Genomic DNA, 26,153 nt, shown 5'->3' on the forward strand with positions numbered 1-26,153 from the left:
GCGCCGTCTGGCGCTCCCTCCCCCCCTTTGAGGCCCGTGTTTCTTCGCTTTGAGGTAGCTCAAAGCGAAGAAACCCGGGCCTCAAAGGGGAGATCAGCGAGCGGTCCGACGACGGCTCACCGCCCGACGGCGGATCAGCAACGCCTCCGCGACGACCAGCGGCACCGTCCAGCCGAGCCAGTTGGTCAGGGCCATCTCGGTCTGCAGCATCGCTACCTCGCTGCCCTGGAACCAGGTGTCCACCTGAGGCCCGAGGACCGGCATCCACACGAAGTGCCACAACCGGTTCGTGATGATCGACATCGTGAGCACGTAGCTGCGCACCATCCACTCGCGGTGGGTGTCGAACCGGCGTCGGCGGGCCGCCCCGATCCCCGCCACCGTGCACGAGAACCACAGCACGGCGAGGAAGACGTGGCTCACCGCCGACATCGGCCCGAACGGCGAGGCCGCGCCGATGACGCCGGCGAGGACCGACGCGGGAAGGACACCGCCGAACACGTACACCCGCCCCAGGCGCCGGTGCGCCACGCGGAACTTGCGACGGAACCAGGGCCATGCCTGGAACAGGCCCGTGGTCATCGCCACGGTCGCGAAGCCGATGTGGGACACCAGCAGCACGTAGTGCCCGGGGAACGTCGACGGCACGAGGGACTGCCCCGGGTCGAGGCTCAGGTACCGGGGCAGCGAGAACGCGAGGAAGGCCAGGACGACCACCGCCGGCAACGCCACCCACGGCCGCCGCCACCACGTGCGGCGACCGGCCGTGGAACGCGCGGGGACGGCGGAGACGCCCGGCGCGGAAACGTCTTTGTGCAGGTCAGATGCCATGCATAGACCGTACGAAGGGGCGCGCGGGTCGCCCCAGCCGGTACACCCACCGGCCCCGGTAGGGACATCCCTACCGCGCGCGGACGGAGCTTGGTCCCTTTTGAGGCCCGGTTTTCTTCGTTTGGAGCCGACACAAAGCGAAGAAACCCGGGCCTCAAAGGGGAGGTGCGTCCCGAAAAGGGAGGTGCGTCCCGCAGGAGTCAGCGCAGCTCCGGCAGCGACGCCACCACGTACCCGTCCACCTCGACGACGTCGCCGACGGTGAGCGCCGGCTGGCCGGCCGGGTGGCAGAGCGTGACCTGGAAGCCGTCGGTCTGCACACGGGCGGCGGTGAAGTCCTGGCCGGTGCGGGCGACGGAGCGCTGCTCGATCGCGAGCACCACGCCGGTCAGGTGCGCGACGGCGTCGGTCGACGCGGCGTACGCGCCGGTGGGCTCGAAGACCAGGCCGGTCACGTCGGCGTCGGCCCGCCCGATCACCTGGACGGAGTTGCCGAGCACGACGATCGACGCCGGACCCGTGACGGGGGCCTCCGCGGTGCCCAGCAGGGCGAGCTCCTCGAGCTGGCAGGCGATCTCGGTGATGACCTCGTCGTGCTGGTTCACGAGCTCGGCGAGCACCAGCCCGCCGTCGACCGCCTGCGGCTCGGAGAGGATGGCGCCGGGCGCGGCGTAGAACGTGGGCGTGACGACCCGCACGAGGTCGCCCTCGGTGGTGATGATCAGGCGGGCGCCGGACGCGTCGGTCCAGATGTGCACGCCGACCTCGCCGTCCTTGGCGATGGTCTCCGCCTCGGCACGTGCCGAGGCCACCAGGTCGCGAAATTCGCTACGTCGCCAGACGTCCAGTCCGATGCAAGCCAGGTTCGATGCCACGGTCGCCTACGCTAACCCGACGCCGCGCCGACGACCTGACGGGAAGGTCATACGTGCGTGTCAGACGCACAGGTCGTCCGAGGGGCCTGTAGGTCCGACACGGGGTCAGTCCGGGGCGTGCTTGTCCAGGAACGTGTACACCTCGGCGTCGTCCACGCCGGGGAACGCGCCCCGCGGCAGGGCCGCGAGGATCTGCTGGTGCATGCGCCCCGACGGCCAGGCCTCGCCCGACCAGCGGTCGGTGAGCTCCGGCGACGGGCGCTGGCAGCAGGCCGGGTCCGGGCAGGTCGAGGCGCGGCGGACCTGCGTGTCCCGCCCCCGGAACCACTTGGCGTGCGCGTACGGCACGCCCACGGTGATCGAGAACGCGCCCGAGCCGCCGTCAGGCCCGCCCGTGGGCGACGTCGACCCCGTCTGGGTGGAGCACCAGAACGTCCCGGCCGGGGTGTCGGTGTACTGGTAGAACTCGGTGGCGCGGTCGCGCCGCTCGAACGCCTCGCGCGCCGCCCAGCGCCGGCAGATGAGCTGTCCCTCGATGGCGCCCGTGACGTCCTGCGGGAACGGCAGGCCGTCGTTCGCGTAGCCGCGGAACAGCGCACCGTCGGCCCCCACGCGCAGGAAGTGCAGCGGGATGCCGAGGTGGTGCGTCGCGAGGTTGGTGAGCCGCATCGCGGCCGCCTCGTGCGTGATGCCGAAGGCGTCGCGGAAGTCCTCGACCGCGAGGTCGTGCTCCCGCTTGCGCTCCTGGAGGAACGGCACGGCCACGAACTGCGGCACCAGGCACGCGGCGGCGAAGTACGTGATCTCGACGCGCTGCCGCAGGAACTCGCCGTAGGACCGCGGCCGGTCGTGCTCCAGGACGCGGTGCGCCAGCGCCTGCAGCGCGAGCGACCGCAGGCCGTGCCCGCCCGGGGTCGACGCCGGGGGCAGGTAGATGCGCCCGTTGCGCAGGTCGGTCACCGAGCGGGCGGACCGGGGCAGGTCGCCCACATGCAGCAGCGTGAAGCCCATCTGCTCCGCCATCCGCGCCACCGTGCGGTGCGTCAGCGCGCCGCCCGTGTACCCGGCGGCCTTGACCATCTGCTCCGCGACGGCCTCGAACTGCGGGTAGTGGTTGTCGCGGGCCTCCCGCTCCAGGCGCAGCTCGGTGTTGGCCCGCCGCGCCTCCTCGGGCGTGGCGATCGCCATCTGCTCGCGCCGGGCCAGCTCGTCGTGCAGGCCCACGAGCTGTTCCAGGACCGGCATCGGCAGCTTCTGGCTGGGCTTGACCGCGGGCACGCCCAGGGTGGTGAACAGCTGGCCGCGCTGCGCCCGGTCGAGCGCGATCTCCAGCGCGGCCCTGCGCGACGGCGGCTCGGCACTCAGCAGCTCGCCCATCGGCACGCCGAGCGCCTCCGCGATCGACCGCAGGAGCCCGAGCCGCGGCTCGCGCCGGCCGTTCTCCACGAGCGACAGCAGGCTCGGCGCCGAGCCCACCTTCTCGCCGAGCGCGTCGAGGGTGAGCCCCTGCGCGGTGCGCAGGTGCCGGATCCGGCGGCCCAGGGTGATCAGGTCCGTCTCGGTGCCCGACGACGTCGGCTCGCCTCCGGCAGGCATGTCGCCCTCCGCTCGTTGTCACTTCACCCGGTCGCTTTCACCCGGTCGCTGCCCGGGACGGGCCAGCAGGAACCCGCTCCTTCACACTACGTGAAGATCGGCGATTCTTGACAGGCCACGGGCTGGAATTCGGGGCGATCCGCACGTGAAGGTGGAAACAAGCCCGCCACCGTGGCCCGCAGTCTGACGATCGGAGCGCACATGTCCGTCCTCGCGAACCCCCGCCGAACCCGGCTCGTCGCCGAGCTCGTGGCCGACGTGACCATCGGTCAGGACTCCACCACGGCAGACACCTCGGCGTCCACGGCCGCGAACGGCATCCCCGCTGCCGAAGGCCTGGACGTGCGCGACTGGGTCGCCCGCGTCGCCGAGCTCACGCAGCCGGTCGAGATCGTCTGGTGCGACGGCTCGGCCGACGAGAAGCAGCGCCTCATCGACCAGATGCTGGCCGCGGGCACGCTCGTCGCCCTGAACCAGGAGAAGCGGCCGGGCTCGTACCTGGCGCGCTCCAACCCGGCCGACGTCGCCCGCGTCGAGTCGCGCACCTTCATCTGCTCGCAGGACGAGGAGGACGCCGGCCCCACGAACAACTGGGTGGCGCCCGCCGACATGCGCACGGAGCTGGAGGGCGTCTTCGAGGGCTCGATGAAGGGCCGCACCATGTACGTGGTGCCCTTCTCGATGGGCCCGGTGGGCGGCCCCATCTCGCAGGTGGGCATCGAGCTCACCGACTCGCCCTACGTCGTCGTCTCCATGCACGTCATGACGCGCGTCTCGGACGAGATCCTGCGCCTGATCGACGCCGGCCAGCAGTGGGTCCCCGCCGTGCACTCGGTGGGCGCGCCCCTGGCCGAGGGCGAGGCGGACGTGGCCTGGCCGTGCAGCGACACCAAGTACATCGTGCACTTCCCGGAGAGCCGCGAGATCTGGTCGTACGGCTCCGGCTACGGCGGCAACGCCCTGCTCGGCAAGAAGTGCTTCGCGCTGCGGATCGCCTCGGCGATGGCGCGCGACGAGGGCTGGCTCGCCGAGCACATGCTGCTGATCCGCATCACCTCGCCCGAGCAGCGCCAGTACCACCTGGCCGCCGCCTTCCCGAGCGCGTGCGGCAAGACGAACCTCGCGATGCTGCAGCCCACGATCCCGGGCTGGAAGGTCGAGACCCTCGGCGACGACATCGTGTGGATGCGCCCCGGCCCCGACGGCACGCTGCGCGCCATCAACCCGGAGGCCGGCTTCTTCGGCGTCGCGCCCGGCACCGGCGTCGACACCAACCCGACCGCCGTCGCGACGTTCGACCGCGACACCATCTTCACCAACGTGGCGCTGACCGACGAGGGCGACGTCTGGTGGGAGGGCCTCACGGCCGAGCCCCCGGCGCACCTGACCGACTGGCAGGGCGACGACTGGACGCCGGACTCCGAGACCCCGGCGGCGCACCCGAACTCCCGCTTCACCGTGTCCGCCGCGCAGTGCCCGACCATCGCGGACACCTGGGAGGACCCGGCGGGCGTGCCGGTCGACGCGATCGTCTTCGGCGGTCGCCGCGCCAGCAACGTGCCGCTCGTGGCGGAGTCGTTCGGCTGGGAGCACGGCGTGTTCATGGGCGCCACCATCTCCTCGGAGCGCACGGCCGCCGCCGAGGGCGCGCTCGGCGAGCTGCGCCGCGACCCCTTCGCGATGCTCCCGTTCTGCGGCTACAACATGGCCGACCACTGGGCGCACTGGCTGGAGGTCGGCGCGGGCATCGAGGAGTCGAAGCGCCCGCGGATCTTCCAGGTCAACTGGTTCCGCCGGGGCGAGGACGGCCGCTTCCTGTGGCCCGGGTTCGGCGAGAACTCGCGCGTGATCGAGTGGATCGTGGGCCAGGTCGAGGCCGGCCGCGGTCTGCGCGAGGACACCTCCGTGGCCACGCCGGTGGGCAGCCTGCCCGCGCCCGGCACCCTGAACCTGGACGGCATCGACGTGCCCGACGCCGACATGGCCGCGCTCTTCGACGTGCCGACCGCGCCGTGGCAGGCCGAGGCCGACCTGACCGAGGAGTTCTTCGACCGGTTCGGCGACCACACGCCGACGGCGCTGCGCGCCCAGCTCGACGCCCTGCGGGAGCGTCTGGCCCGATGATCTCGGGCGGCTGACGGCGCGACCTTCTCGGGTGGCTACCCGTCGCGCCGTCGGCCGTCCGAACAGATTTCCCCGGCCGGGTTATTGAGGCATCCCGGCCGGGGATCTCCTTTGTCCACAGGCGTGTTCGTCCACAGGCCTGTGGACCGTGCGCTCAGTAGCGCATCCCCATCAGCCCGCGGACGTCGTCCAGGGTGCGGTCCGCGATCTCGTTCGCCCGCGCGTTGCCCCGGGCGAGCACCTCGTCCAGGTACCGCGGGCCGGCGGAGGCGAGCTCCCGGCGTCGGGCACGGAGGGGGCGCAGGCCCTCCACGACCGCCTCGGTGACCACCGCCTTGAGCCGCCCGGCGCCCGCCGCGCCGACCTCCTCGGCAAGGGCCTCGGGCGACGTCCCGGTGAAGTACGCGCCGATCTGGAGCAGGTTGGCGATCTCCGGCCGACGCTCCGGCTCGTAGGTGATGGTGCGCTCCGCGTCGGTCTTCGCACGCCTGAAGAAGGTGGCCGTGTCGTCCTCCGAGGCCCGCAGCTCCAGCGCGTTGCCGCGCGACTTGGACATCCGGCGGCCGTCACTGCCGAGCACGGTGGTCGACGGCGCGATGAGCGCGTCCGGCTCCGGAAAGTACGGGCGGGCGGCCGAGTACCGCTGGTTGAACCGCCGGGCCACGGTCCGGGTGATCTCCAGGTGCGGCAGCTGGTCCACGCCGACCGGCACCAGGTTGCCGTGGCAGAACAGGATGTCGGCGGCCTGGTGGACCGGGTAGGTGAGCAGCAGGCCCGAGATGCCGCGCTTCTGCCGCAGCACGGCCGCCTCGGCCTCCGACTTCACCGTGGGGTTGCGCTCCAGCTCGGACACCGTGACCAGCGACAGGAACGGCAGCAGGAGCTGGTTGAGGGCCGGCACGGCCGAGTGCGTGAAGACGGTGCTGCGCGCGGGGTCGAGGCCCGCCGCGAGGTAGTCGAGCAGCACCTCGCGGACCGTGGCGTGCAGGTCGCCGGCGTCGTCGCGGTCGGTGATGACCTGGTAGTCGGCGACGATGAGGAACACCTCGACGCCCAGGTCCTGGAGGCGCACGCGGTTGGCGACCGTGCCCAGCAGGTGCCCCAGGTGCAGGGCTCCGGTGGGACGGTCGCCGGTGAGCACCCGGTACTCCCCCGGGTTTCGGGCGATCCGGTCCTCCAGCACGGCGGTGCGCTCGCGCGCCGCCGCCGCGGAGCGGGTGGTGCTGCGCTTCTCGCGGGCGGCGTCGAGGTCGAGCAGGGCGCCAGGGGCGGACGACGTCGGGGCCGCCTCGGGCGGCAGGGTCATGGACATGCTGGGTCTCCTCGGTCAGGGAGCCGCCCGCGCACGACGTCGGGCACAGAAAAGTCCCGGGCTGCGGCGGGCAGCTCGGGACTTCTGTGCGGGTGGGCGCGTCAGGTCACGGCTGCGGGTGCAGCCGCCACCAGTTCAGCCCGTGCGTCATGTGGCCAGGGTAGGCGGGGGCGCGGCGGCGATCAAGGGACCGCGCCTTGCTCTCAACCTTGGTTGAGGTTCTAGCGTGGCCGTCCGAGGCGGGCCACAGGGGCCGGCCGGGGCGAGGGAGAGCAACATGCGGGCCATCGAGGTACACGAGTTCGGCGGGCCCGAGGTGCTGGTCGCCCGGGACGTCCCGGACCCGGTCGCAGGCCCGGGCCAGGTGGTGGTACGGCTGGTCGCGGCCGACGTCATCTTTCTCGACACCCTGCTGCGCGGCGGATGGGGCGGCGAGATCTTCCCGCTGCGGCCGCCCTACGTCCCCGGGACCGGCGGGGCAGGCCGGGTCGAGTCGGTCGGGAGCGGGGTGGACGCGGCCTGGGTCGGGCGCCCGGTCGTCGTCCACGGGCCGGGCTACGCGGAGCTGGTCGCCGCGGACCTCGGCGACGTCGTGCCCGTGCCGGACGGCCTGGGCCTGACCGAGGCCGCGGCCCTCATGACCGACGGCGTGACCGCGCTGCGACTGACCCGGCACGCTCCGGCCGGCGCCGACGGGGCGCCCTGGGTGCTGGTCGCGGCGGCGGCGGGCGGCGCCGGCTCGCTGGCGGTGCAGATCCTGCGCGACGCCGGCGCGCGGGTGGTCGCGGCGGCCCGCGGCGACGCCAAGCTGAGCCTGGCCCGCGAGCTGGGCGCGGAGGTCTCCGTCGACTACACGGAGCCGGGCTGGACGGAGCGGGTGCGTGCGGCGACCGGCGGCCCCGGCGTCGCGCTGGCGCTGGACGGCGCCGGTGGCGCCCTCGGCGCAGAGGTCTTCGAGACCGTGGCCGACGGCGGGCGGTTCGTCACCTACGGCACGTCCAGCGGTCAGTTCACCGCGGTCGATCCCCTGGTCGCCGAGCAGCGCCGGATCGAGGTGATCAACGAGCTCGCGGGCGGCCCGCCGGCCCCGGAGCTCGTCCGCACCCTCTTGACGCAGGTGCTGGACCTGGCGGCCGCGGGCCGGGTGCGGCCCGCCATCGGCGCAACCTTCCCCCTGGCCGACGCCGCGGCCGCCCACACCTCGCTGGCCGAGCGCCGGACGGTCGGCAAGTCGCTGCTGCTGGTCTGACGAGGCGCTGCCCGGCGGGCCTGCCGGACGGTGCGGCCGCGCTGCCGGACGGCGAGGACGACGCCCCGCCGTCCGGCAGCGAGAATGGTCCCGTGCCGCATCCGTCTGACGCCCCCGCGCCGCCCGAGAATCCCCTCGCCCACATCGTCTACTTCGAGCCACGCATCCCCGGGAACACCGGGTCCGCGATCCGGCTCGCCGCCGTGACGGGAGCGCGGCTGCACCTCGTGGAACCGCTGGGCTTCGACCTGTCGGAGGCCAAGCTGAAGCGCGCCGGCCTCGACTACCACGACCTCGCCGTCATGGACGTGCACCCGTCGCTCGACGCGGCCCTCGATGCGCTGCCCGAGGCCCGGGTGTTCGCGTTCACGACCCGCGCGACCACGCGCTTCACCGACGTCGAGTACCGGCCGGGCGACGTGCTGCTGTTCGGTCCGGAGCCCACCGGGCTGCCGCCCGAGGCGCTCAAGCACCCCCGCGTCACCGACGAGCTGCGCATCCCGATGCTGCCGGGCCGCCGGTCGCTCAACCTGACCAACGCGGCGTCGATCGCGGTGTACGAGGTATGGCGGCAGGCAGGGTTCGCCGAGGGGGCGTGAGGTTCGGCTACGGCCGCACCACCAGTACCCGGCCCGGGGCCAGCTCGTACCGGCCGGGCACGACGCCGGGGCTCGACGGTCCCGACTGCGCGACCACGGTCACGGGCGGCTCGCCCACCACGCGGTCCGACGTCGGGAACCAGTTGCGGCCCACGCTGACCAGGATGAGCATGCCGTCGATGTGCCCGGCCGGGCTGAACGTCGCCGACCCGGTCGGGTAGCGGCCGATCCCGGCCTCGGTGAGCCGGTCGGCGGTGCCCACGACGTCGGGCACCGCGATGCCCACCTCGCTCACGGACAGCAGGTCGTCCGGCCCGAACGGTTCCGACGGGCTTGGCTGGGTGCCGGGGGCGTGCGGGCTCGAGGCCTTCGCTCCCGCGCCGCGCCCGGCACCCAGGTCTCGGGGGAGATCACGGCGCGCGATGACTTCCAGGACCGAGCGGTCCGGCCCCGGGAAGTACAGCGACCGCGCGTTCCAGGCGGCCTGCGCCTCGAACTCCGTGCGGTCGCCGTCGCTCAGCAGACCGGGCCCCGCCGCCAGGAACGCGCGGGCGGCGTCGAACCGCGCGTCGTCGATCAGGAACGCGTAGTGCTGGTCGCCCGCGGCGTCGGCGTCCTCGCGGAAGCGCAGGACCGTGCGCCCGACGGTGACCTCGACCGCGCCGATCTCCTTGCTGACCGGCAGGCCGAGGACCGTCTCGTAGTACGCGGCCGTCTCGGCGATCGAGCGGGTCACCGTGTCGATGCTGATGATCTCCATGCGGCCCAGCCAACAACCTCAACGACGGTTGAGGTCAAGCGGGTGCCGCCGGCCTACGCCAGCAGCCAGGACCCCGCGCGGCGCAGCAGGTCCTGGTGCCCCGCCGAGGCGAACGAGCGGACGTCGTGGCCGAGCCCCGAGTACACGCTGCGGCCGCCGTGCGCCTCGTTGACCCACAGGACCGGGTGCGGGGCGCCGTCGTCGTCCAGGGTGGTGCCGAGCACGCGTGTCTCCGGGGCGACGCGGAGCCGGCAGTACCGCTCGTCGAAGGCCTCGACCACGCTCAGGCCCTCGGTGAGGGGGTGGCCGATAGTCAGCTCGAAGCGGGCGGTGCCGATCGGCGGGTGCATCGACTCGCCCGGGATCCAGCGTCCGCCGAGCACCGCCTCCCAGTCGGGCGCGTCGTAGAAGGTGTTCGCCGCCTGGTGCAGCCCGAGCACGGCGCCCCCGGCCCGCGCCCAGGCGGACAGCCGGTCGTGGACGGGTCGCCAGTCGTCGTCGGACCCGTCGAAGTCGGCATCCCGGCGGCCCGTCCCGCCGTTGACGACCAGCAGGTCCACGGAGTCCAGGTCGTCCAGCGCGTGGCGGAACAGCCCGCGCACCTCGACGGCCCCCAGCTCACCGAGGATCCCGGCCGCCACGTGCGACGTCGCCGCGTGGTCGTGCCAGGGGTCCTCGTAACGTCCACGGCCGGAGAGGATGAGGATGCGGCGTTGCGTCATGCGCCCGATCCTGCCATCGCGACACACCGACGCGGCGCCGGCGCCGGGCGGCGGACGCCGAACGTAGGCTTCGTCGCTCCTACAGTGCTCATAAAGCGACCAGCCCTACGCTCGACGGCCCCACCTACGGGAGCACCAGGAGCTTGCCTCGCGACTCGCCCGAAGCCAGCCGGCGGAAGGCCTCGACTCCGTCGTCGAGGGCGTAGCGGCGGTCGATCCTGGGGCGCACGGCGCCCGAGGCGAGCAGCCCCGCGAGCTCGTCCAGGTCGGCGCGGCGGTTCGGGTGCCAGGCGAAGGTGCCGATCCGGGTGCCGGTCAACGCGCCGACGACCGGGCCGAGCAGCGCCTTCTCCGCGAACGAGCCCATCCGCCGCGCGATCAGCACGTACCGGCCGCCCGGCGCCAGGCAGCGGCGGACCGCCGCGACGGACCGGGTGTCGGCGATGTCCAGCACCACGTCGAACCGCCGGCCGGAGCGCGTGACGTCCTCCTCGCGGTAGTCGATCACCTCGTCCGCACCCAGCTCGCGGAGCAGCGCCAGCCTGTCACCGTGGTCGACGGCGGTGACCTCCCCGCCCCGAGCCTTCGCGATCTGCACCGCGAACGGCCCCACGCAGCCGCCCGCGCCGTTGACCAGCACGCGCTCCCCCGGCCGGATCGGCCCGGCAGCGCGCAGACCTTGCAGGGCGAGCGAGCCCGAGTGCGGCACGGTGGCCGCGTCCTCGAACGGGACCTGATCCGGGAGCGGGGAGAGGGCGGACGCCGGGAGGCACACCCGGTCGGCCAGCGCGCCGTGCCCGCTGTCGAAGAGGTCGGCCCAGACGCGGTCGCCCGGGCGCAGACCGGTCACGTCCGTACCGACCATCTCGACCGTCCCTGCGACGTCGAGGCCGACCCGCCGGTTAGTCGGCCGCAACAGGCCCGTGGCCACGCGGGCGACGCGCGGGCGGCCGAGCAAGTGGTCGAGGTCAGCCGTGTTCAGCGAGGCGGCCGCGACCCGGACGACCGCCTCGCCCGGGCCCGGCTCGGGCTGCTCGACGGCGGCGACCCGCAGGACGTCCACAGGACCGTACCGGTCGCGGACCACCGCCCTCACGGCGCGGCGCCCGCTCCGTCGCGGGCGGCGGCCGGTCCGTCTTGGCCGGCAGCGGCCGCCGCGGAGGCCGCGCCGCCCGAGCCGGTCACCACGCGCCGCAGCGCGAGGAAGTCGGTGACCTTGAAGAGCCGTGCGACCCGCCGATCCACCGCAGTCAGGTAGGGCAGCGCCGCGGCCGGCTCGATGATCTCCGGGGTCACCACGTAGCTCTGCCCGTCGACCCGCAGCTCCGCCGAGCCGGCCGCCCGGACGTTCCGCAGCCAGTCCACGCCGGTGCCGTACGGGAGGTACACGAGGAAGTCGTCGTCCATCCGGTACACGCCGATCGGCGTCGCGTACCGCACCCCGGACCTGCGCCCGACATGGCGGATCAGATCGTTGGACGAACCGGGCTCCCCCGCGTCCCGCAGCGTCCGGCGGTTGGTGACCCTCCGGTTGAACCGCCGGACGACCGCGAGCCCACGCCGGTTCTTGGTCCGCATGACCAGCACCAGCGCCGCGAACGCGGCGAGCCCCAGCACGAGGAGGGTCCCCACAACCCACAGGATCCAGGTCCACATGACGCACCGCCTTCCGGACGAGACTTACGGCGTAAGCCTTACAACGTAAGGTAGGACTGGCACGAGGCCCCGTCAAGGGTCCGCAGACGTAGGATCGCGAGACCATGACTTCCCCGCAGACGACCGGCACGCCACCGCGCACCACCCTGACCCGTGCCCGGGTGCTGGAGTCGGCGGTCGCCCTGGCGGACCGGGAGGGTCTCGGCGCGCTCACCATGCGGAGCCTGGCCCGCGAGCTCGGCATCGAGGCGATGTCGATCTACCACCACGTCGCCAACAAGGAGGACCTGCTCGACGGCGTGGTGGACGTCGTGGCGGCGGAGATCCAGGACGCGGTGGCCCTGCTCGACCCCCTCCCCGACGACGCGCCGCCGTCCGCCTGGAAGCCCGCGATGCGCCGGCAGATCCTCACGGCGCGCACGGTGCTGCTGCGCCACCCCTGGGCGTCGACCGTCCTGGAGACGCGGACGTCCTTCAGCCTGCACATCGTCCGGTACTGCGACTCGCTCCTCGGGCTGATGCGCCGCGGCGGCTTCTCCTGGGACCTGGTGCACCACGCGATGCACGCCCTGGGCAGCCGGGCGTTCGGGTTCTCCCAGGAACTCTTCGAGCCCGACGGCGCCACTGCGGGCTCGGCCGCCGGCGGCGGCGCCCGGGAGGGCGCCGACGACGAGGCCGCCGCAATGCTCCAGCAGATGGCCGACCAGGTGCCGCACATGGTCGAGATGCTGGCCGAGGTCGCCCACGACGAGCCGGGCGCCACCCTGGGCTGGTGCGACGACCAGACCGAGTTCGAGTTCGGGCTGGACCTGATCCTGGACGGGCTCGACCGGCTGGCCGGGCGCGCGGCCTGACGTCGCCGGCGCCCGGCACCGGAGGGTCAGCGCAGCGGGTCGAACGGCCGGATCTCCTCCGGCGTCTCCCCCGTCGTGATCTGCGTGGCCAGCGCGCGGCCGGTCGCGGGGCCCAGCACCATGCCCCACATGCCGTGGCCGCCGGCCACGTAGACGTCGGGTGCCGCCGTCGCGCCCACCAGCGGCAGCCCGTCCGGCGTCACCGGCCGGGAGCCCACCCACTCGTCCTCGCGGGAGTCCAGGTCGACGCCCTCGAAGAGGCCGCGCACCGAGTTCACGATGGCCTTGATCCGCCGGGGCTGGAATGGCTCGTCGGGGCCCCGGAACTCCATGGTCCCGGCGACCCGCAGCCGCCCCTGGTACGGGGTGCAGGCCACGCGGCGGGCCGGGAAGTAGACCGGGTGGTCGATAGGCGGTCCGGACACGGGCACGCTGAACGAGTACCCCCGCCCCGCCTGCACCCGGGTGCGCACGCCGAGCCGCCGGGTCAGGTCCGGGAGCCACGCGCCCGTGGCGACCACGACGGCGTCCGCCCGCAGCGGGTCACGACCGGCGACGTCGACCTCGGACCCGCCGTCCGGCAGGGTCCGGACGTCCGTCACCCGAGCGTCCGTGAGCACCTTCGCGCCCCGCGCGCTGACCGACGTCGCCAGCGCCTCCACGTACGGCCCCGGCTCGATGTACCGCTGCCCCTCCAGGGTCCACGCCGACCGGACCTCCCGGGAGAGGTGGGGCACGCGGACGCCGTCGGGCACCCGGGACAGCCTGATCTCCTGGCCGGCCTTCGCGACCGACCGCAGCTCGTGGACGAACGGACGCGACTCCCGCTCCTGCTCGAACCCGACCACCCAGGGCCTGGCGTACGACGTCGCGTGCACGCCCCCGGCCTCCAGCTCGTCGTACGCCTCGAGCGCCATGCGGTCGATCGGGGTGAGGGCGGCCATCGCGCGCTGCCAGGCGCCGGGCGTCGCGTGGGACATGAACCGGGCGAGGAAGCCCCAGAGCGCCCGGTCGAACCGGAACGGGACGCTGAGGGCGGCGTCGGGGTCGAGCATCGCCTTCGGCCCGTAGGCCCAGAGCGACGGGTCGGCCAGCGGCATCGCCATGCCCGGGGTGAGCCAGCCGGCGTTGCCCCACGAGGAGCCGGACGCGACGCCGCGCCGGTCGAGGACCGTCACCTCCACGCCGCGTTCCTGCAGGTGCCAGGCGGTGGACAGGCCGACCATGCCGGCCCCGACGACGATCGCGGACTTGGTTTCCGTCACGCTGGTGCTCCTTCTCGCGAGTGCAGTACCCCCAGTACCCCTCCCCGTCGAGCGGCGGACTCCCCCATCGTCCGCCGCGCCGGTCGATTCGGCGCGACGGTTCCGTGAAGTGCGGCGGAACGCGGGGTGTGGAACGGCCGACGCCGCCCGCCCCGGGCGTGGCGCCCGGGGCGGACGGCGTCGAGCGGCAGTGCCGAGGCGTCAGCCCAGGGGGCGCGCCAGGGGCTCGATCGCCGCGATCTCGTCCGCGGTCAGGGGGCCCGCCGCGAGCGCCGCGACGTTGTCCTCGAGCTGCGCCACCGACGACGCGCCGATGAGCGCCGACGTGACGCGCTCGTCCCGGAGCACCCAGGCGAGCGCGAGCTGCGCGAGCGTCTGCCCGCGGCCCGCGGCGATGTCGTTGAGCGCCTTGGCGCGGCCCAGGTAGTCCTCGGTGAGGGCCCGGTCCGAGAGGAACGGCGAGTCGGAGCGGGCCGCGCGGGACCCGGCCGGGGCGGCGCCGGCAAGGTACTTGCTGGTCAGCAGGCCCTGCTGCAGCGGGGAGAACACGATGGTCCCGACGCCCAGCTCGCCGACGACGTCGAGCAGCGACTCGCTCTGCACCCCGTCGTACCCGTCCTCGTGGGCGGGGTTCTCGATGTGCCGGTTGAACATCGAGTAGGAGGGCTGGTGGATGAGCAGCGGGACGCCCAGCTCGCCGAGGATGCGGGCGGCGGCACGCGTGCGCGCCGGCGAGTAGTTGGAGACGCCGACATACAGCGCCTTGCCCTGCTGGACCGCGGAGGCGAGCGCGCCCATGGTCTCCTCGAGCGGCGTCGAGGGATCGGGCCGGTGGTGGTAGAAGACGTCGACGTAGTCGACACCCATCCGGGTCAGCGACTGGTCGAGGCTGGCCAGCAGGTACTTGCGCGAGCCGTGGTCGCCGTAGGGGCCGGGCCACATGTCGTAGCCGGCCTTCGTGGAGAGGATCAGCTCGTCGCGGTACGGCTTGAGGTCGGCGGCGAGGTGCCGGCCGAAGTTCGCCTCGGCCGCGCCGTAGGACGGGCCGTAGTTGTTCGCGAGGTCGAAGTGCGTGACGCCCAGGTCGAGCGCGCGGCGCAGGATGGCGCGCTGCGTCTCGAACGGGCTGGTGTCGCCGAAGTTGTGCCAGAGCCCCAGGGACAGCGCGGGCAGGTCAAGACCCGAGCGGCCGGTGCGGCGGTACTGCATGGTGTCGTAACGGTCCTCTGCTGCGAGGTACCGGGATGCGAGAGGCATACGGCCATCGTGGCACGGGAAACCTGTCCGCCCGGACCACCGTTCCCTGCCATGATGCGCGTCATGTCTGCGCAGATCTTCGACCTGGTCGTCCGCCGGACGTGGCGCGTCCCCCTGACCGCGGTCTCGTCCGGTGACGCCGCCTCGGTCGCCCGCCGGTTCGACGCCGTGCTCCTGACCTCGGGCTACAAGGCGTCGGGTCGGCTGCTCAGCTACCTGGGCACCCTGGCGCCGCAGGACGCGCGGCTGGTGGCGGTGCAGACCCTCGCCGTCGTGCACGAAGCGCTCGGCGCCCACGTGCAGCACAACACGTACTTCCAGGACTTCCCGCAGAACGTGCCGGACACGCTGGACTTCTGGGTGTCCTGCCTCCGGGACGCCCTGCAGGAGGTCCCGGGTGCCGTCGAGGCCTTCGCCGCGAGCTGCGGGATCAACCTGCTGGCCCTGCCCCGCTACGGCCGGTACCAGCACACCTACGAGGAGATGGTGACGGCGCACGACGCGTTCGTGCCCGCGCTCGGCGACCGGCGCACGGTGCTCGACGTGGGCGGCACGCTCGACGAGGAGGCCCACCGCCTCTACCTCCACCTCGCGGGGAGCACCACCCCGCTGTCCGACGCCGATCTCGCCGCGCTCGCGCTGCTGGCCCAGCACTGCGGCGGCATGGGACAGCCCGCGGCGGTACCGACGCGCACGGCGCGCGCGATCGTCAACGCCACGCACGTGCTCTACGGGCGGGAGCCCGAGGCCGACACGGTCACCGACGTCCTGCGGCTGGCCTGCGCGCTGTCCGGCGGGGACGTGACACTGGAGACCGCGACGCGGTTCCGGTCGTTGCCGCGTCCGGTACGGCGCGTGCTGCTGGGCACGCTCGACGCGGTCGTGGCGGCGTCGCCCGCGAAGCTCGGCGACGTCGCCGCGCACCGGGAGGCGTGGAAGCGGCTCAGCGAGCGGCTGCACCCGCACGAGCACCGAGGCCTGCCGTCGGCCGCCCGGGTGTTCGCCGTCGCCCGGGGCGACGAGGACGCGCCGTCCCTGGCCGCCCGGGTCGAGCGCTCGCTCGCCTCGGGCGCCCGGGCGGAGGCGCTGCGGCTGCTCGCCGCGGCGCCCGGCACGCTCGTGCGGCGGGCGGACCACCTGCTGCGTTCCGCGGCGGACGACGTCGAGGCGGCCGCCGTGGCCGACGCCGTCGAGCGGGCGCTGCCCGGGGTGTCCGGCCGGGTCGTCCTCGGGCTGCGCGAGCACCTGGCGAACCGGCGTCTTGCCGACACGCGGCAGGGCACGGGGCGGCCGGGCGCTGGCCGGCGGGTCTTCGTCAACCGGCAGGGCGGCGCGTGGGCCGTGCCCGACGAGCGCCCGGACCTGCCCGCGGACGCCCTGACGGCGCTGGCCCTGGCCTGCGACGCCGAGGTGCTCCGCCGGGTGCCTCGGCCGGACGAGCTGGTGGTCGACCCGGACCTGCTCGACGTTGCGCTCCCGTTGTCCGCACGCTCCCGGCCCGACGGCGCCGGGGTGCTGCCCCGCGGCTCGCGGACCCGGGTGACCGGTGAGCTGCTGCGGTTCTTCGTGCACTGGCGGCAGCGGAGCACGGACACGGACCTCGACCTCTCGTGCCTGCTGCTGGACCGCGACTTCGCCGACGCCGAGCACGTCTCGTGGACCCGGCTGCGCGGCGGCGGCTTCGTGCACTCCGGCGACCTCACCGAGGCCCCTGACGGCGCGACGGAGTTCGTCGACGTCAGGCTCTCCGGGATCCGGCGGGACGTCGTCGTGCCGGAGGTGCACGTGTACTCGGGCGAGCGGTTCGACGAGGTCGCCGAGGGCTTCTTCGGGTTCATGAGCCGCGACGTCGCACAGGCCGGGCTGCCGTTCGAGCCGGCGACTGTCCGCCTGAAGTCCGACCTGGCCGGCTCCGGCAAGGTCGCGGTCCCGGCGGCCTTCCTGCGGGCCGACGACGGCTGGGAGGCGCTCTGGCTGCACCTGAACCTGCGCGGCCGGCCGAGCTACAACACCGTCGAGGCGCACCGCGTCACCACGACGACGCTGGTCCGGGACATCGCGGCGCGCCGCTACCTCACGGTGCGCTACCTGGTGGACCTGCTGCGGGCCGACGGCGTGAAGGTGCACCACGAGGTGCCGCAGGGCGCCGGGCCGGTGACGTATCTCGGGTTCGGCGCCCCGGAGGACCTGCCGACCGGCTCCCGCGTGGTCACGCCCCAGAACCTGCTCGACCTGGTGCCCGCCTGACGTCTAGGGTGTCGCCCGGGCGAGGCCATGCGGCGGCTTCCTTCTCACTCCTGGATGAACCTAGTCGCCGCGCTCTCCTCGCCCGCTCTCTTGCTCGACGCCGCGCGGCGTCGTCGTAACCCGGGTGTTGACCACAGCGGTTGCTGCCAGAACGGACGTGCTCCTGGCAGCAGCTGCTGTGGTCAACGGATCTGACCCCGGTGGGTCAGCGGGTCAGCAGTAGAGGTTGCCGCCCGGGTCGACGCCCAGGGCGCTCGTGAAGCGCAGGTAGGTGTCCACGCGGCTCTGGACCTGGGCCGGGTTGCCGCCGTTGCACTCGATGGAGCCGTTGATGCTCCGGATCGTCTCGCCGAACCCGGCGCCGTTCACGATGGCGTTGTGCGGCGTCATGGTGCCGGGGCCGTTCTGGGTGTTCCAGTACCAGAGGCCGGTCTTCCAGGCGATCGCCGAGTTGGTCGAGACCAGGTTCGGGTTGTTCAGCAGGTCGATGCCGAGGGCGTCGCCGGCGGCCTTGTAGTTGAAGTTCCAGCTGAGCTGGACGGGTCCGCGGCCGTAGTACTGGTCGGTGCCGGCCGGGCAGCCGTAGGGCTGGTTCCGGTCGCAGTAGTGCGGGTAGTTCGCCGTGTTCTGCTCGACGATGTGGACCAGCCCGCCGGTCTCGTGCGAGACGTTGGCGAGGAACGCCGCGGCCTCACGCTTCTGGACGGTCTCGCTGCCGCTGTTGGCGAACCCCGGGTACGCGCTGAGCGCGTCGACGAGGCCCGCGTAGGTGTAGAACGAGTTCCGGTTGGGGAAGAACGAGTTGAACTGGGCCTGGCTGACCGGGAAGTCGTCGGTGCCGGGCGGGTCGACCGGCGGCTCGCCGCCGTCGCAGGTGCCGACCCGCTCCCAGACGCCCCACTCGCCGGTGGTGCCGGGCGTCTCACCCTGGGTCCACCACTTGGCGCGCCACGAGGCGCCGGCGTGCGTGACGAGGTTGCCGCCGACGTAGACGGCGCCGGCACTCCAGGCGGGCGCGCTGCAGTCGGCGACCGCGGCGGGTGCGGCCGAGCCGCCCGCGGTGGCAGCCGAGCCGGGGACTGCGACGACCCCGGTCGTCAGGAGTGCGGCGACAAGGGTTGCGACAAAGAGCGGTACGCGACGAGCTCTCACGGGGAACCACCTCGCTTCGGGTCCTGGGCCGTCGTCGACACCGACGACCGATTTGTTCAGGAACCTAGCAAGGTGCGCCCAGCCCGGTCGTGAGGGATTCCCACACACGCGACCCGTACGTGCTGGGCCCCATGGGAGCGCCGAGCCACGCGAGATCGGTCGGGTGTCTTGAGATCGGTCGGCCGATTGACCGATCTCAGAGCAACCGACCGAAGTCGGTCCCCGGCCAACCTGAGCGCCCCTCACGCCGAGTCACGGACCACCAGGATCGGCTCGAAGATCGCCGAGCGGACAGCCGGCTCGTCGGCGTCTATCTGCTCCAGCAGCATCCGCGCCATCTCCTCCGCCATCTTCTCCACGGGCTGCCGCACCGTCGTCAGCCGGGGGCGGGTCTGCACGGCCACGGGGCTGTCGTCGAACCCGACGATCGCCACGTCGTCGGGGACGCGGCGGCCCTGCGACTGGAGCACGTGGATGGCGCCCTGGGCCATCAGGTCGTTCGAGACGAAGACGCCGTCGATGCCCGGCGCGGCGGCGAGCAGCTCGGCCATGGCCGACTCCCCGCTCTCGAACGTGAACGACCCCGCCACGCTGGGGACGAAGGCGTGCCCGCGCCGGGCCGCCGCGTCGCGGAAGCCGTCGAGCCGGTCCCGGGCGGACGGGACGTCGAGCGGCCCGGAGATCACGCCGAGCGTGCGGCAGCCGCGGTCGAGCAGGTGGTTCGCGGCCATGCGGGCACCGTCGGCGTTGGCCAGGTCCACGTAGCTCGCCGGGATCGCGTGGCCGGGCCGCGCGAACAGCACGATGGGCCGGCCGGTGCCGATGAGCTCCTCGGGGAGCGGGTCGTCCGCGTACGTGGAGACCAGCAGGGCACCGTCCGCGTTGCCGAACCGCAGGTAGGACGTGACCTGCCCCCGGGTCTGCGCGTCGTCGGCGAACATCAGCACCGGGTGCACGTCGTGCGGCCGGAGCGTCCGCACGAGCGACCCCACGACCCGGCCGAAGAACGGGTCGGAGAAGACGCCCGACAGGTCGAGCTCGCCCTCGGGGTCGGCGTCCGCACCCGAGATGACGACGGCCACCGTGCCCGTGCGGCGCGTGACCAGGGAGCGCGCCGCCCGGTTGGGCACGTAACCCGTCTCGGCGACCGCCTCCAGCACCACCTCCTGGACCGCGGGCGCCACCTTGCGCTTGCCGTTGATCACGCGGGACACGGTCGCGCGAGAGACACCGGCGACCTTCGCCACGTCCTCCAGGGTCGGCGCCGCACGCCGCAGATCCTTGCTCACAGGCCGACGGTAACAGAGTAAGAGCGCTCTCCGAGGGAGCTTGGGCGGATGAGATGCAAGGGATGTCGCGCCGTCCGGCGTCAATATCAAAGCCGATCCGAGCGCGCCAAAAGCCTTGAAAACGCAAATAAAACCAGGTGAAGTCTCCTCGGCCAGGCCTTGACGCTCCGCCAAGAACAGGTCAAGGATGGGCGGCGTAAGAGCGCTCTCCCAACTCGCGGCGCACCGGCGCGTCGCGAGCGCAGGCTCAACGACGAACCGCGCCCCGGCCGCCGCACCTGGCCGCCGACGAGCGGACGGAGAGGAAGACCCATGACCACCACCGGATCACCCGGCGCACGCGCGACCAGGCTCAGGCGCCGCACGCGCGCCGGGGCCGCCGCCCTGGCGACCGGCCTGCTGGCCGCGGCGGCACTCGTCGTGCCCGCCGCCTCGGCACCTGCCGCGCCGGCACCCGCGGCACCTGCGCCCGCTGCACCTGCGCCCGCCGCCGCGCAGGCGGAACCGGTCCTGCTGTCGCAGGGCCGGCCCGCCACAGCCTCCTCCGTGGAGAACCCCGACTACACGCCCGCGAGCGCCGCCGTCGACGGCGACCTGGGCACGCGCTGGGCCAGCGAGTTCAGCGACCCGCAGTGGATCCGGGTGGACCTGGGTCGCTCCGCGACGCTGGACCACGTGGAGCTGGTCTGGGAGTCGGCGTACTCGAAGAGCTACCAGTTCCAGGTCTCGGCCGACGGGTCGTCCTGGTCGACGGTGTACTCGACCACCTCGGGCGACGGCGGCACCGACACGTTCGACGTCGACGGCACCGCTCGCTACGTGCGGCTGCTCTCGACCGCGCGCTCGGGCGGGTACGGCAACTCGCTGTGGGAGCTGCGCGTCTTCGGCGAGGCGGGCGGCGGCACCGATCCCGGCGACCCGGGCGACCCGGCCTACGTGAACCCGGGCCACCCGAACGTCCCGGTGCGGGACTCGGGGGCCAGCACCGTCGAGGTGGTGGGCGGCGCCGGCGACTGGGACCTGGAGGTGGACGGGCAGCCGTACACGGTCCGCGGCTTCACGTGGGGCCCGGCGTTCAGCACGGCCGACCACTACATGCCGACCCTCACGGCCATGGGCGCGAACACGATCCGCACGTGGGGCACCGGGGCGGACACCCGCCAGCTCCTCGACTCGGCGGCGGCGCACGACGTCCGCGTGGTGATGGGCTTCTGGCTGCTGCCCGGCGGCGGTCCGGGATCCGGCGGCTGCATCGACTACCGCACGGACACGAGTTACAAGGCGACCACGAAGGCCGACATCCTGGCCCAGGTCGCGGCGTACAAGGACCACCCGGGCGTGCTCATGTGGAACATCGGCAACGAGTCGCTGCTGGGCCTGCAGAACTGCTACTCGGGCGCCGAGCTGGAGGCGATCCGCAACGCGTACGCGGCCTTCGTCAACGAGGTGAGCGTGGCGGTCCACCAGGCCGACCCGAAGCACCCGACCACCAGCACCGACGCGTGGGTCGGCGCCTGGCCGTACATCGAGCGCAACGCCCCGGACCTGGACCTGCTCTCCGTCAACGCGTACGGCGACCTGTGCAACGTGCCCGCGGCATGGGAGGCCGGCGGCTACGACCGGCCGTACATCATCACCGAGGGCGGCGCGGCCGGTGAGTGGGAGGTGCCGGACGACGCGAACGGCGTCCCCGACGAGCCGACCGACCTGGAGAAGGAGCAGGCGTACGTGGACTCCTGGCGCTGCCTGCGGGAGCACGACGGCGTCGCGCTGGGCGCCACGTTCTTCCACTACGGCATCGAGGGCGACTTCGGCGGCGTGTGGTTCAACGTCCTCCCGGGCGACAACAAGCGTCTCGGCTACTACTCGATCGCGCGGGCCTGGGGCGTCGAAACCTCGGGCATGAACACCCCGCCGCGCATCACCGCGATGAACGTGGCGGGTTCGACGGCGGTCGCCGCGGGCGAGGAGTTCACGGTCAGCGTGGACGTGACCGACCCCGACGGCGACCCGATCGACGCCAACGTGATGCTGAACAGCAAGTACGTCAACAACGCGGGCGGCATCGCGCAGGCGCAGTTCACGCAGACGGCCCCGGGCACGTTCCGGGTCACGGCGCCGGAGATGCTCGGCGTCTGGAAGGTCTACGTGTTCGCCGAGGACGGCCACGGCAACGTGGGCGTGGAGACCCGGTCGTTCCGCGTCGTCGCGCCCCCGGTGGACGGGACGAACATCGCGCGCGGCAAGACCGCCACGGCCTCCAGCTTCGACCCGTGGAACGGCGACTGGACGCCCGGCCGCGCCGTCGACGGCGACGCCACCACGCGGTGGGCCAGCGAGTGGGGCCCGACCGCCTGGTACCAGGTCGACCTCGGCTCGGTGCAGTCGTTCGACCACGTCCAGCTCGTCTGGGAGACGGCGTACGGCAAGTCCTACCAGGTGCAGACATCGAACGACGGGAACGCCTGGACCACGGTCCGCACGGTGACGGGCGGCAACGGCGGCGTCGACAGCCTGGACGTGACCGGCACCGGCCGGTACGTGCGGCTCAACCTGACCGAGCGCGGCACGGAGTGGGGCTACTCCCTGTACGAGGTCGGCGTCTACCAGCAGTGAGCACGGCAGTGACGGGTCAGCAAGGCACACCACCATCGAAGGAGGAACCATGCGCACAGCACTCAGCACGCCACGCGGCCGCACACCCGGCGGCGTCAGACCTCGCAGCCTGACACCCCGGATCATGGGCGGCCTGGCCGCCACCGCACTGCTCGCCTCGACCCTGAGCGCGGCGGGCGCCATCGGCGCCACCACCGCCGTCGCCGATCCGAACACCCTGCTCTCGCAGGGTGCGCTCACGGCGGCGTCCAGCTCGGAGTCGGGTGGACTCGGGCCGCGGTTCGCGGTCGACGGCGACCGCACCACCCGCTGGGCCAGCGCCCCCACGGACGACCAGTGGATCCGGATCGACCTGGGCCGGTCGTACGCGCTGGACCACGTCGCCCTGGAGTGGGAGGCCGCGTACGGCGCGGCGTTCACGCTCCAGGTCTCCGCCGACGCCCAGAACTGGACCACCGTCGTGACCGAGGGCGCCGGGACCGGCGGCACCGAGGTCTACGACATCACCGCGACCGGCCGCTACGTGCAGCTCGTCGGCACGGCCCGCGGCACCGGCTACGGCTACTCGCTCCTGGAGTTCCAGGTGTTCGGTGACGGCGAGGCCGGCGGGCCGGAGGACCCGCCGCCGTTCCCCGGCGACGAGGTGACGCACCACGAGTTCCAGGCGAACTGCACCTTCTCGCACTTCCTGCCCGACGACTCGATCGTGTACCCGAACCAGCCGGGCCGGTCGCACCTGCACACGTTCATCGGGAACCGCTCGACGGACGCGTTCACCACGCCGACGAGCCTGAACGCGATGCCGGAGAGCACCTGCACGGTGCCACAGGACCACTCGGCCTACTGGTTCCCCGCCATCACCAAGGGCGGCGTGCCGGTCGAGCCGAACATCCCGATGACCGTCTACTACAAGTCGGGCATCGACGACTACGAGGACGTGGTGCCGTTCCCGGAGGGCCTCCAGTTCGTCACCGGCGACATGATGGCGACGGTCGACGAGTTCCGCACCGCGCCGGGCGCCGTCGAGGGCTGGGAGTGCGGCGACATCTCCAAGAGCTGGGAGATCCCGGCCCGCTGCCCCGAGGGCACCCAGCTCAACATCCGGTACCAGGCGCCGAGCTGCTGGGACGGGATGCACCTGACGCCGGAGGAGTCGGCACACATGGGCCACGGCTCGCACATGGCGTACCCCGAGGCCGGGCAGTGCCCCATGAGCCACCCCGTGGCCGTGCCGATGCTGGAGTTCAAGATCGCGTGGCCCGTCAGCGGCGACATGTCCGACGTCGCGCTGGTGAGCGGGTCCGACCAGTCGTGGCACTACGACTTCGTGAACGCCTGGGACCCCGAGGTGCTGCGCCGGCTCGTGGAGCACTGCATCAACGGCGGCCTGCAGTGCAACCCGCGCGGCTACGACCTCTACAAGCCGCACCGCGGCACCGTGCTCGACGAGAACTACCAGCTCGTGCCCGAGACCACGGCCGCACGTGAGGAGGTGGCTTCATGAGAGCGGGCCGGGTCTGGCTGGCGGCCGCGGCGGTCGCGGCCTGCGTGGCGGCGCCGCTGACGGCGGCGGCCGCGCCGGCACTCGCGTCGGCTCCCGCGACCGGCCCCGACCGCGCGGCCGCGGCCGCCTGCGGCACCACGAACGCGGCCCTCGGGCGGACGGCGACGGCGTCGTCCACCGAGGGGCCGTTCGGCCCGGCGTCGGCCGTGGACGGCGACGCCGGCACCCGCTGGAGCAGCGCGGCCGCCGACCCGCAGTGGATCCGCGTCGACCTCGGCTCGGTCCAGGACCTGTGCCGCGTCGAGCTCGCCTGGGAGACGGCGTACGGCAAGGACTTCCGGATCGAGGCCTCCGACGACGGCACCACGTGGCGCACCCTGAAGACCGTGACGAACGGGACCGGCGGCAACCAGTCGCTGGACGTCGCGGGGTCAGGCCGGTACGTGCGCCTGACCGGCACCGCGCGCGGCACGGGGTACGGCTACTCGCTCTGGGAGCTGAAGGTGTTCACCGGCGACGGCGGCACCGTGCCCGGCGACCCGATCCCGGGCGGCGGTGACCTCGGGCCGAACGTGCACGTCTTCGGCCCGGACACCCCGACGGCCCAGGTCCAGGCGGCCGTGGACGCCGTCTACGACCAGCAGGAGGCGGACCAGTTCGGCGACGGGAGGCACCAGTTCCTGTTCGAGCCGGGCACCTACCCGGTGCACGTCAACGCCGGTTTCCACACCTCGATCTCCGGCCTGGGGACGAGGCCGGACGACGTGAACATCACCGGCGGCGTCTGGGCCGACGCGGAGTGGTTCGAGGGCAACGCCACGCAGAACTTCTGGCGTTCCGTCGAGAACCTGGCCGTGACGCCGTCGGGCGGGGACATGCGCTGGGCCGTGTCGCAGGCGGCGCCCATGCGCCGCGTGCACGTCAAGGGCAACCTCATGCTGCACTCGTCGCGGTACGGCTGGGCGTCGGGCGGGTACATCGCCGACTCCGTGGTCGACGGGCAGGTCCGCGCCTGGACGCAGCAGCAGTGGTACACCCGCGACTCGACGCTCACGGGCGGCTGGGCCGGGACGCTGTGGAACATGGTGTTCTCCGGCGTGGAGAACGCCCCGCCGACGTCGTTCCCGGAACCCGCGGTGACCACCCTGGACACCACGGGCACCATCCGCGAGAAGCCGTACCTCTACCTCGACGGGGACGACTACGCGGTGTTCGTGCCGTCGGCCCGGTCGGGCACGCGCGGCGCGACCTGGGACGGCGGGACGACGTCGGGCACCTCGATCCCGCTGGACCAGTTCTACGTGGCCCGGCCCGGCGACTCCGCCGCGCGGATCAACCAGACCCTGGACCAGGGCCTGCACCTGCTGCTCACGCCCGGCATCTACGAGACGACGGGGACGATCGAGGTGGACCGCGCCGACACCGTCGTGCTCGGGCTCGGGTACGCCACGATCGTGCCGACCGCCGGGCAGACGGCGATGCGGGTGGGCGACGTGGACGGCGTCCGCGTGGCGGGCGTGCTGTTCGACGCCGGCGCGGCGGAGTCGCCGTCGATGCTCACCATCGGCAGCGCGGGATCGACGGCGGACCACGCCGACGACCCGATCTCGCTGCACGACGTGTTCGTCCGCGTGGGCGGCGCGCACGCCGGGCGGGTGGACCAGGCGATCGTCGTGAACGCGGACGACACGATCGTGGACCACATCTGGTCCTGGCGCGGCGACCACGGCGACGGCGTGGGCTGGGACGTGAACACGGCGCGGAACGGCCTGGTGGTCACCGGCGACGACGTCGACGGGTACGGGCTCTTCGTCGAGCACTACCAGGAGTACAACACCCTGTGGACCGGGGAGCGCGGCCGCACGATCTTCTACCAGAACGAGCTGCCGTACGACCCGCCGAACCAGGCGGCGTGGAACCACGACGGCGTCCGGGGCTGGGCGGCGTACAAGGTCGCGGACGGCGTGACGCAGCACGAGGCGTGGGGCCTGGGCTCGTACTGCGTGTTCACGTCGGACGCGTCGATCACCTCGGACAACGGCTTCGAGGTGCCGGTCACGCCAGGCGTGCGGATGCACTCGCTGCTCACCGTGTCGCTGGGCGGGGTGGGCACGTACGAGCACGTCATCAACGGCGTGGGCCCGCGTGCGGCGGGCACGGAGACGATCCCGGCGAAGGTGGTGAGCTACCCGTAACCACGTGGAACATGTCAGACGCTCAGGTCCCCCGAGGGACCTGAGCGTCT

At 73.0% G+C, this 26,153-nt stretch carries 20 protein-coding genes; 8 read left to right on the top strand and 12 right to left on the bottom strand.

All coding sequences use genetic code 11. From position 1 onward, the window contains the following. Positions 1-93: 93 nt before the first annotated feature. The 3 genes from ACFV9Q_RS07835 to ACFV9Q_RS07845 form a co-directional block, all read right to left on the bottom strand. Positions 94-831, bottom strand: coding sequence for a DUF2306 domain-containing protein (locus ACFV9Q_RS07835; RefSeq protein ID WP_377233924.1), 738 nt, complete (start codon positions 829-831; stop codon positions 94-96). Positions 832-1,031: 200 nt separating this feature from the next. Then, a complete protein-coding gene (locus tag ACFV9Q_RS07840) occupies positions 1,032-1,643 on the bottom strand; it encodes a hypothetical protein (protein ID WP_377233925.1) in 612 nt (203 codons plus the stop codon). Between the two features lie 168 nt (positions 1,644-1,811). After that, entirely contained in the window at positions 1,812-3,302 is a 1,491-nt protein-coding gene (locus ACFV9Q_RS07845) for a helix-turn-helix domain-containing protein (RefSeq protein WP_377233926.1), read from the bottom strand. Between the two features lie 201 nt (positions 3,303-3,503). Here ACFV9Q_RS07845 and ACFV9Q_RS07850 point away from each other — a divergent pair, with 201 nt between their 5' ends. Then, entirely contained in the window at positions 3,504-5,426 is a 1,923-nt protein-coding gene (locus ACFV9Q_RS07850; protein ID WP_377233927.1) for a phosphoenolpyruvate carboxykinase (GTP), read from the top strand. Between the two features lie 154 nt (positions 5,427-5,580). Here ACFV9Q_RS07850 and trpS read toward each other — a convergent pair whose 3' ends face one another. After that, positions 5,581-6,738 (bottom strand): tryptophan--tRNA ligase, encoded by a 1,158-nt coding sequence (gene trpS / locus ACFV9Q_RS07855; protein WP_377233928.1) that lies wholly within the window; start codon positions 6,736-6,738, stop codon positions 5,581-5,583. A 277-nt stretch (positions 6,739-7,015) separates the two neighbouring features. Here trpS and ACFV9Q_RS07860 point away from each other — a divergent pair, with 277 nt between their 5' ends. Next, positions 7,016-7,987 carry a zinc-binding dehydrogenase gene (locus ACFV9Q_RS07860; protein ID WP_377233929.1) on the top strand — a complete coding sequence of 324 codons (972 nt, stop codon included), beginning with the start codon at positions 7,016-7,018 and terminating at the stop codon, positions 7,985-7,987. Between the two features lie 143 nt (positions 7,988-8,130). Next, a complete protein-coding gene (locus ACFV9Q_RS07865) occupies positions 8,131-8,586 on the top strand; it encodes a tRNA (cytidine(34)-2'-O)-methyltransferase (RefSeq protein ID WP_377231604.1) in 456 nt (151 codons plus the stop codon). A gap of 7 nt (positions 8,587-8,593) precedes the next feature. Here ACFV9Q_RS07865 and ACFV9Q_RS07870 read toward each other — a convergent pair whose 3' ends face one another. The 4 genes from ACFV9Q_RS07870 to ACFV9Q_RS07885 all read right to left on the bottom strand — a co-directional run bounded on the left by ACFV9Q_RS07870 (position 8,594) and on the right by ACFV9Q_RS07885 (position 11,724). Continuing rightward, complete coding sequence (locus ACFV9Q_RS07870; protein WP_377233930.1) at positions 8,594-9,346, bottom strand: hypothetical protein; 753 nt, start codon at positions 9,344-9,346, stop codon at positions 8,594-8,596. Between the two features lie 53 nt (positions 9,347-9,399). Continuing rightward, positions 9,400-10,068: a ThuA domain-containing protein gene (locus ACFV9Q_RS07875; RefSeq protein ID WP_377233931.1), complete on the bottom strand. Its 669-nt coding sequence runs from the start codon at positions 10,066-10,068 to the stop codon at positions 9,400-9,402. Positions 10,069-10,192: 124 nt separating this feature from the next. Beyond that, entirely contained in the window at positions 10,193-11,131 is a 939-nt protein-coding gene (locus ACFV9Q_RS07880; protein ID WP_377233932.1) for an NAD(P)-dependent alcohol dehydrogenase, read from the bottom strand. A gap of 29 nt (positions 11,132-11,160) precedes the next feature. Further along, positions 11,161-11,724, bottom strand: a complete 564-nt coding sequence (locus ACFV9Q_RS07885) for a nitroreductase family deazaflavin-dependent oxidoreductase (RefSeq protein WP_377233933.1) — start codon at positions 11,722-11,724, stop codon at positions 11,161-11,163. Positions 11,725-11,828: 104 nt separating this feature from the next. Here ACFV9Q_RS07885 and ACFV9Q_RS07890 point away from each other — a divergent pair, with 104 nt between their 5' ends. Continuing rightward, complete coding sequence (locus tag ACFV9Q_RS07890) at positions 11,829-12,578, top strand: TetR/AcrR family transcriptional regulator (RefSeq protein ID WP_377233934.1); 750 nt, start codon at positions 11,829-11,831, stop codon at positions 12,576-12,578. Between the two features lie 26 nt (positions 12,579-12,604). Here the strand turns inward: ACFV9Q_RS07890 and ACFV9Q_RS07895 are convergent, their stop codons facing one another. Next, positions 12,605-13,843: an NAD(P)/FAD-dependent oxidoreductase gene (locus ACFV9Q_RS07895; RefSeq protein WP_377233935.1), complete on the bottom strand. Its 1,239-nt coding sequence runs from the start codon at positions 13,841-13,843 to the stop codon at positions 12,605-12,607. A gap of 201 nt (positions 13,844-14,044) precedes the next feature. Further along, positions 14,045-15,100, bottom strand: coding sequence for an aldo/keto reductase (locus ACFV9Q_RS07900; RefSeq protein WP_377233936.1), 1,056 nt, complete (start codon positions 15,098-15,100; stop codon positions 14,045-14,047). A gap of 63 nt (positions 15,101-15,163) precedes the next feature. On the opposite strand from ACFV9Q_RS07900, the gene ACFV9Q_RS07905 reads away from it, so the two are divergent. Continuing rightward, positions 15,164-17,347 carry a hypothetical protein gene (locus ACFV9Q_RS07905; protein WP_377233937.1) on the top strand — a complete coding sequence of 728 codons (2,184 nt, stop codon included), beginning with the start codon at positions 15,164-15,166 and terminating at the stop codon, positions 17,345-17,347. Positions 17,348-17,560: 213 nt separating this feature from the next. On the opposite strand, the gene ACFV9Q_RS07910 is transcribed toward ACFV9Q_RS07905, so the two are convergent. Then, a complete protein-coding gene (locus tag ACFV9Q_RS07910; RefSeq protein WP_377233938.1) occupies positions 17,561-18,499 on the bottom strand; it encodes a glycoside hydrolase family 19 protein in 939 nt (312 codons plus the stop codon). 242 nt (positions 18,500-18,741) lie between these two features. Continuing rightward, positions 18,742-19,788 carry a LacI family DNA-binding transcriptional regulator gene (locus ACFV9Q_RS07915; RefSeq protein ID WP_377233939.1) on the bottom strand — a complete coding sequence of 349 codons (1,047 nt, stop codon included), beginning with the start codon at positions 19,786-19,788 and terminating at the stop codon, positions 18,742-18,744. 312 nt (positions 19,789-20,100) lie between these two features. Here ACFV9Q_RS07915 and ACFV9Q_RS07920 point away from each other — a divergent pair, with 312 nt between their 5' ends. From ACFV9Q_RS07920 to ACFV9Q_RS07930, 3 genes are read left to right on the top strand one after another with little or no spacing between them, the layout of a single operon-like run. Next, positions 20,101-22,404: a discoidin domain-containing protein gene (locus ACFV9Q_RS07920; RefSeq protein ID WP_377233940.1), complete on the top strand. Its 2,304-nt coding sequence runs from the start codon at positions 20,101-20,103 to the stop codon at positions 22,402-22,404. A 49-nt stretch (positions 22,405-22,453) separates the two neighbouring features. Further along, on the top strand, positions 22,454-23,908 hold the full coding sequence (locus tag ACFV9Q_RS07925; RefSeq protein ID WP_377233941.1) for a DUF1996 domain-containing protein: 1,455 nt from the start codon (positions 22,454-22,456) through the stop codon (positions 23,906-23,908). Further along, positions 23,905-26,103: a discoidin domain-containing protein gene (locus tag ACFV9Q_RS07930; protein ID WP_377233942.1), complete on the top strand. Its 2,199-nt coding sequence runs from the start codon at positions 23,905-23,907 to the stop codon at positions 26,101-26,103. The genes ACFV9Q_RS07925 and ACFV9Q_RS07930 overlap by 4 nt, the downstream gene beginning before the upstream one ends. The last annotated feature ends 50 nt before the right edge of the window (positions 26,104-26,153 follow it).

Origin of the sequence: Promicromonospora sp. NPDC059942 (assembly GCF_042731755.1) — a bacterium.
Taxonomy (GTDB): Bacteria; Actinomycetota; Actinomycetes; order Actinomycetales; family Cellulomonadaceae; genus Promicromonospora.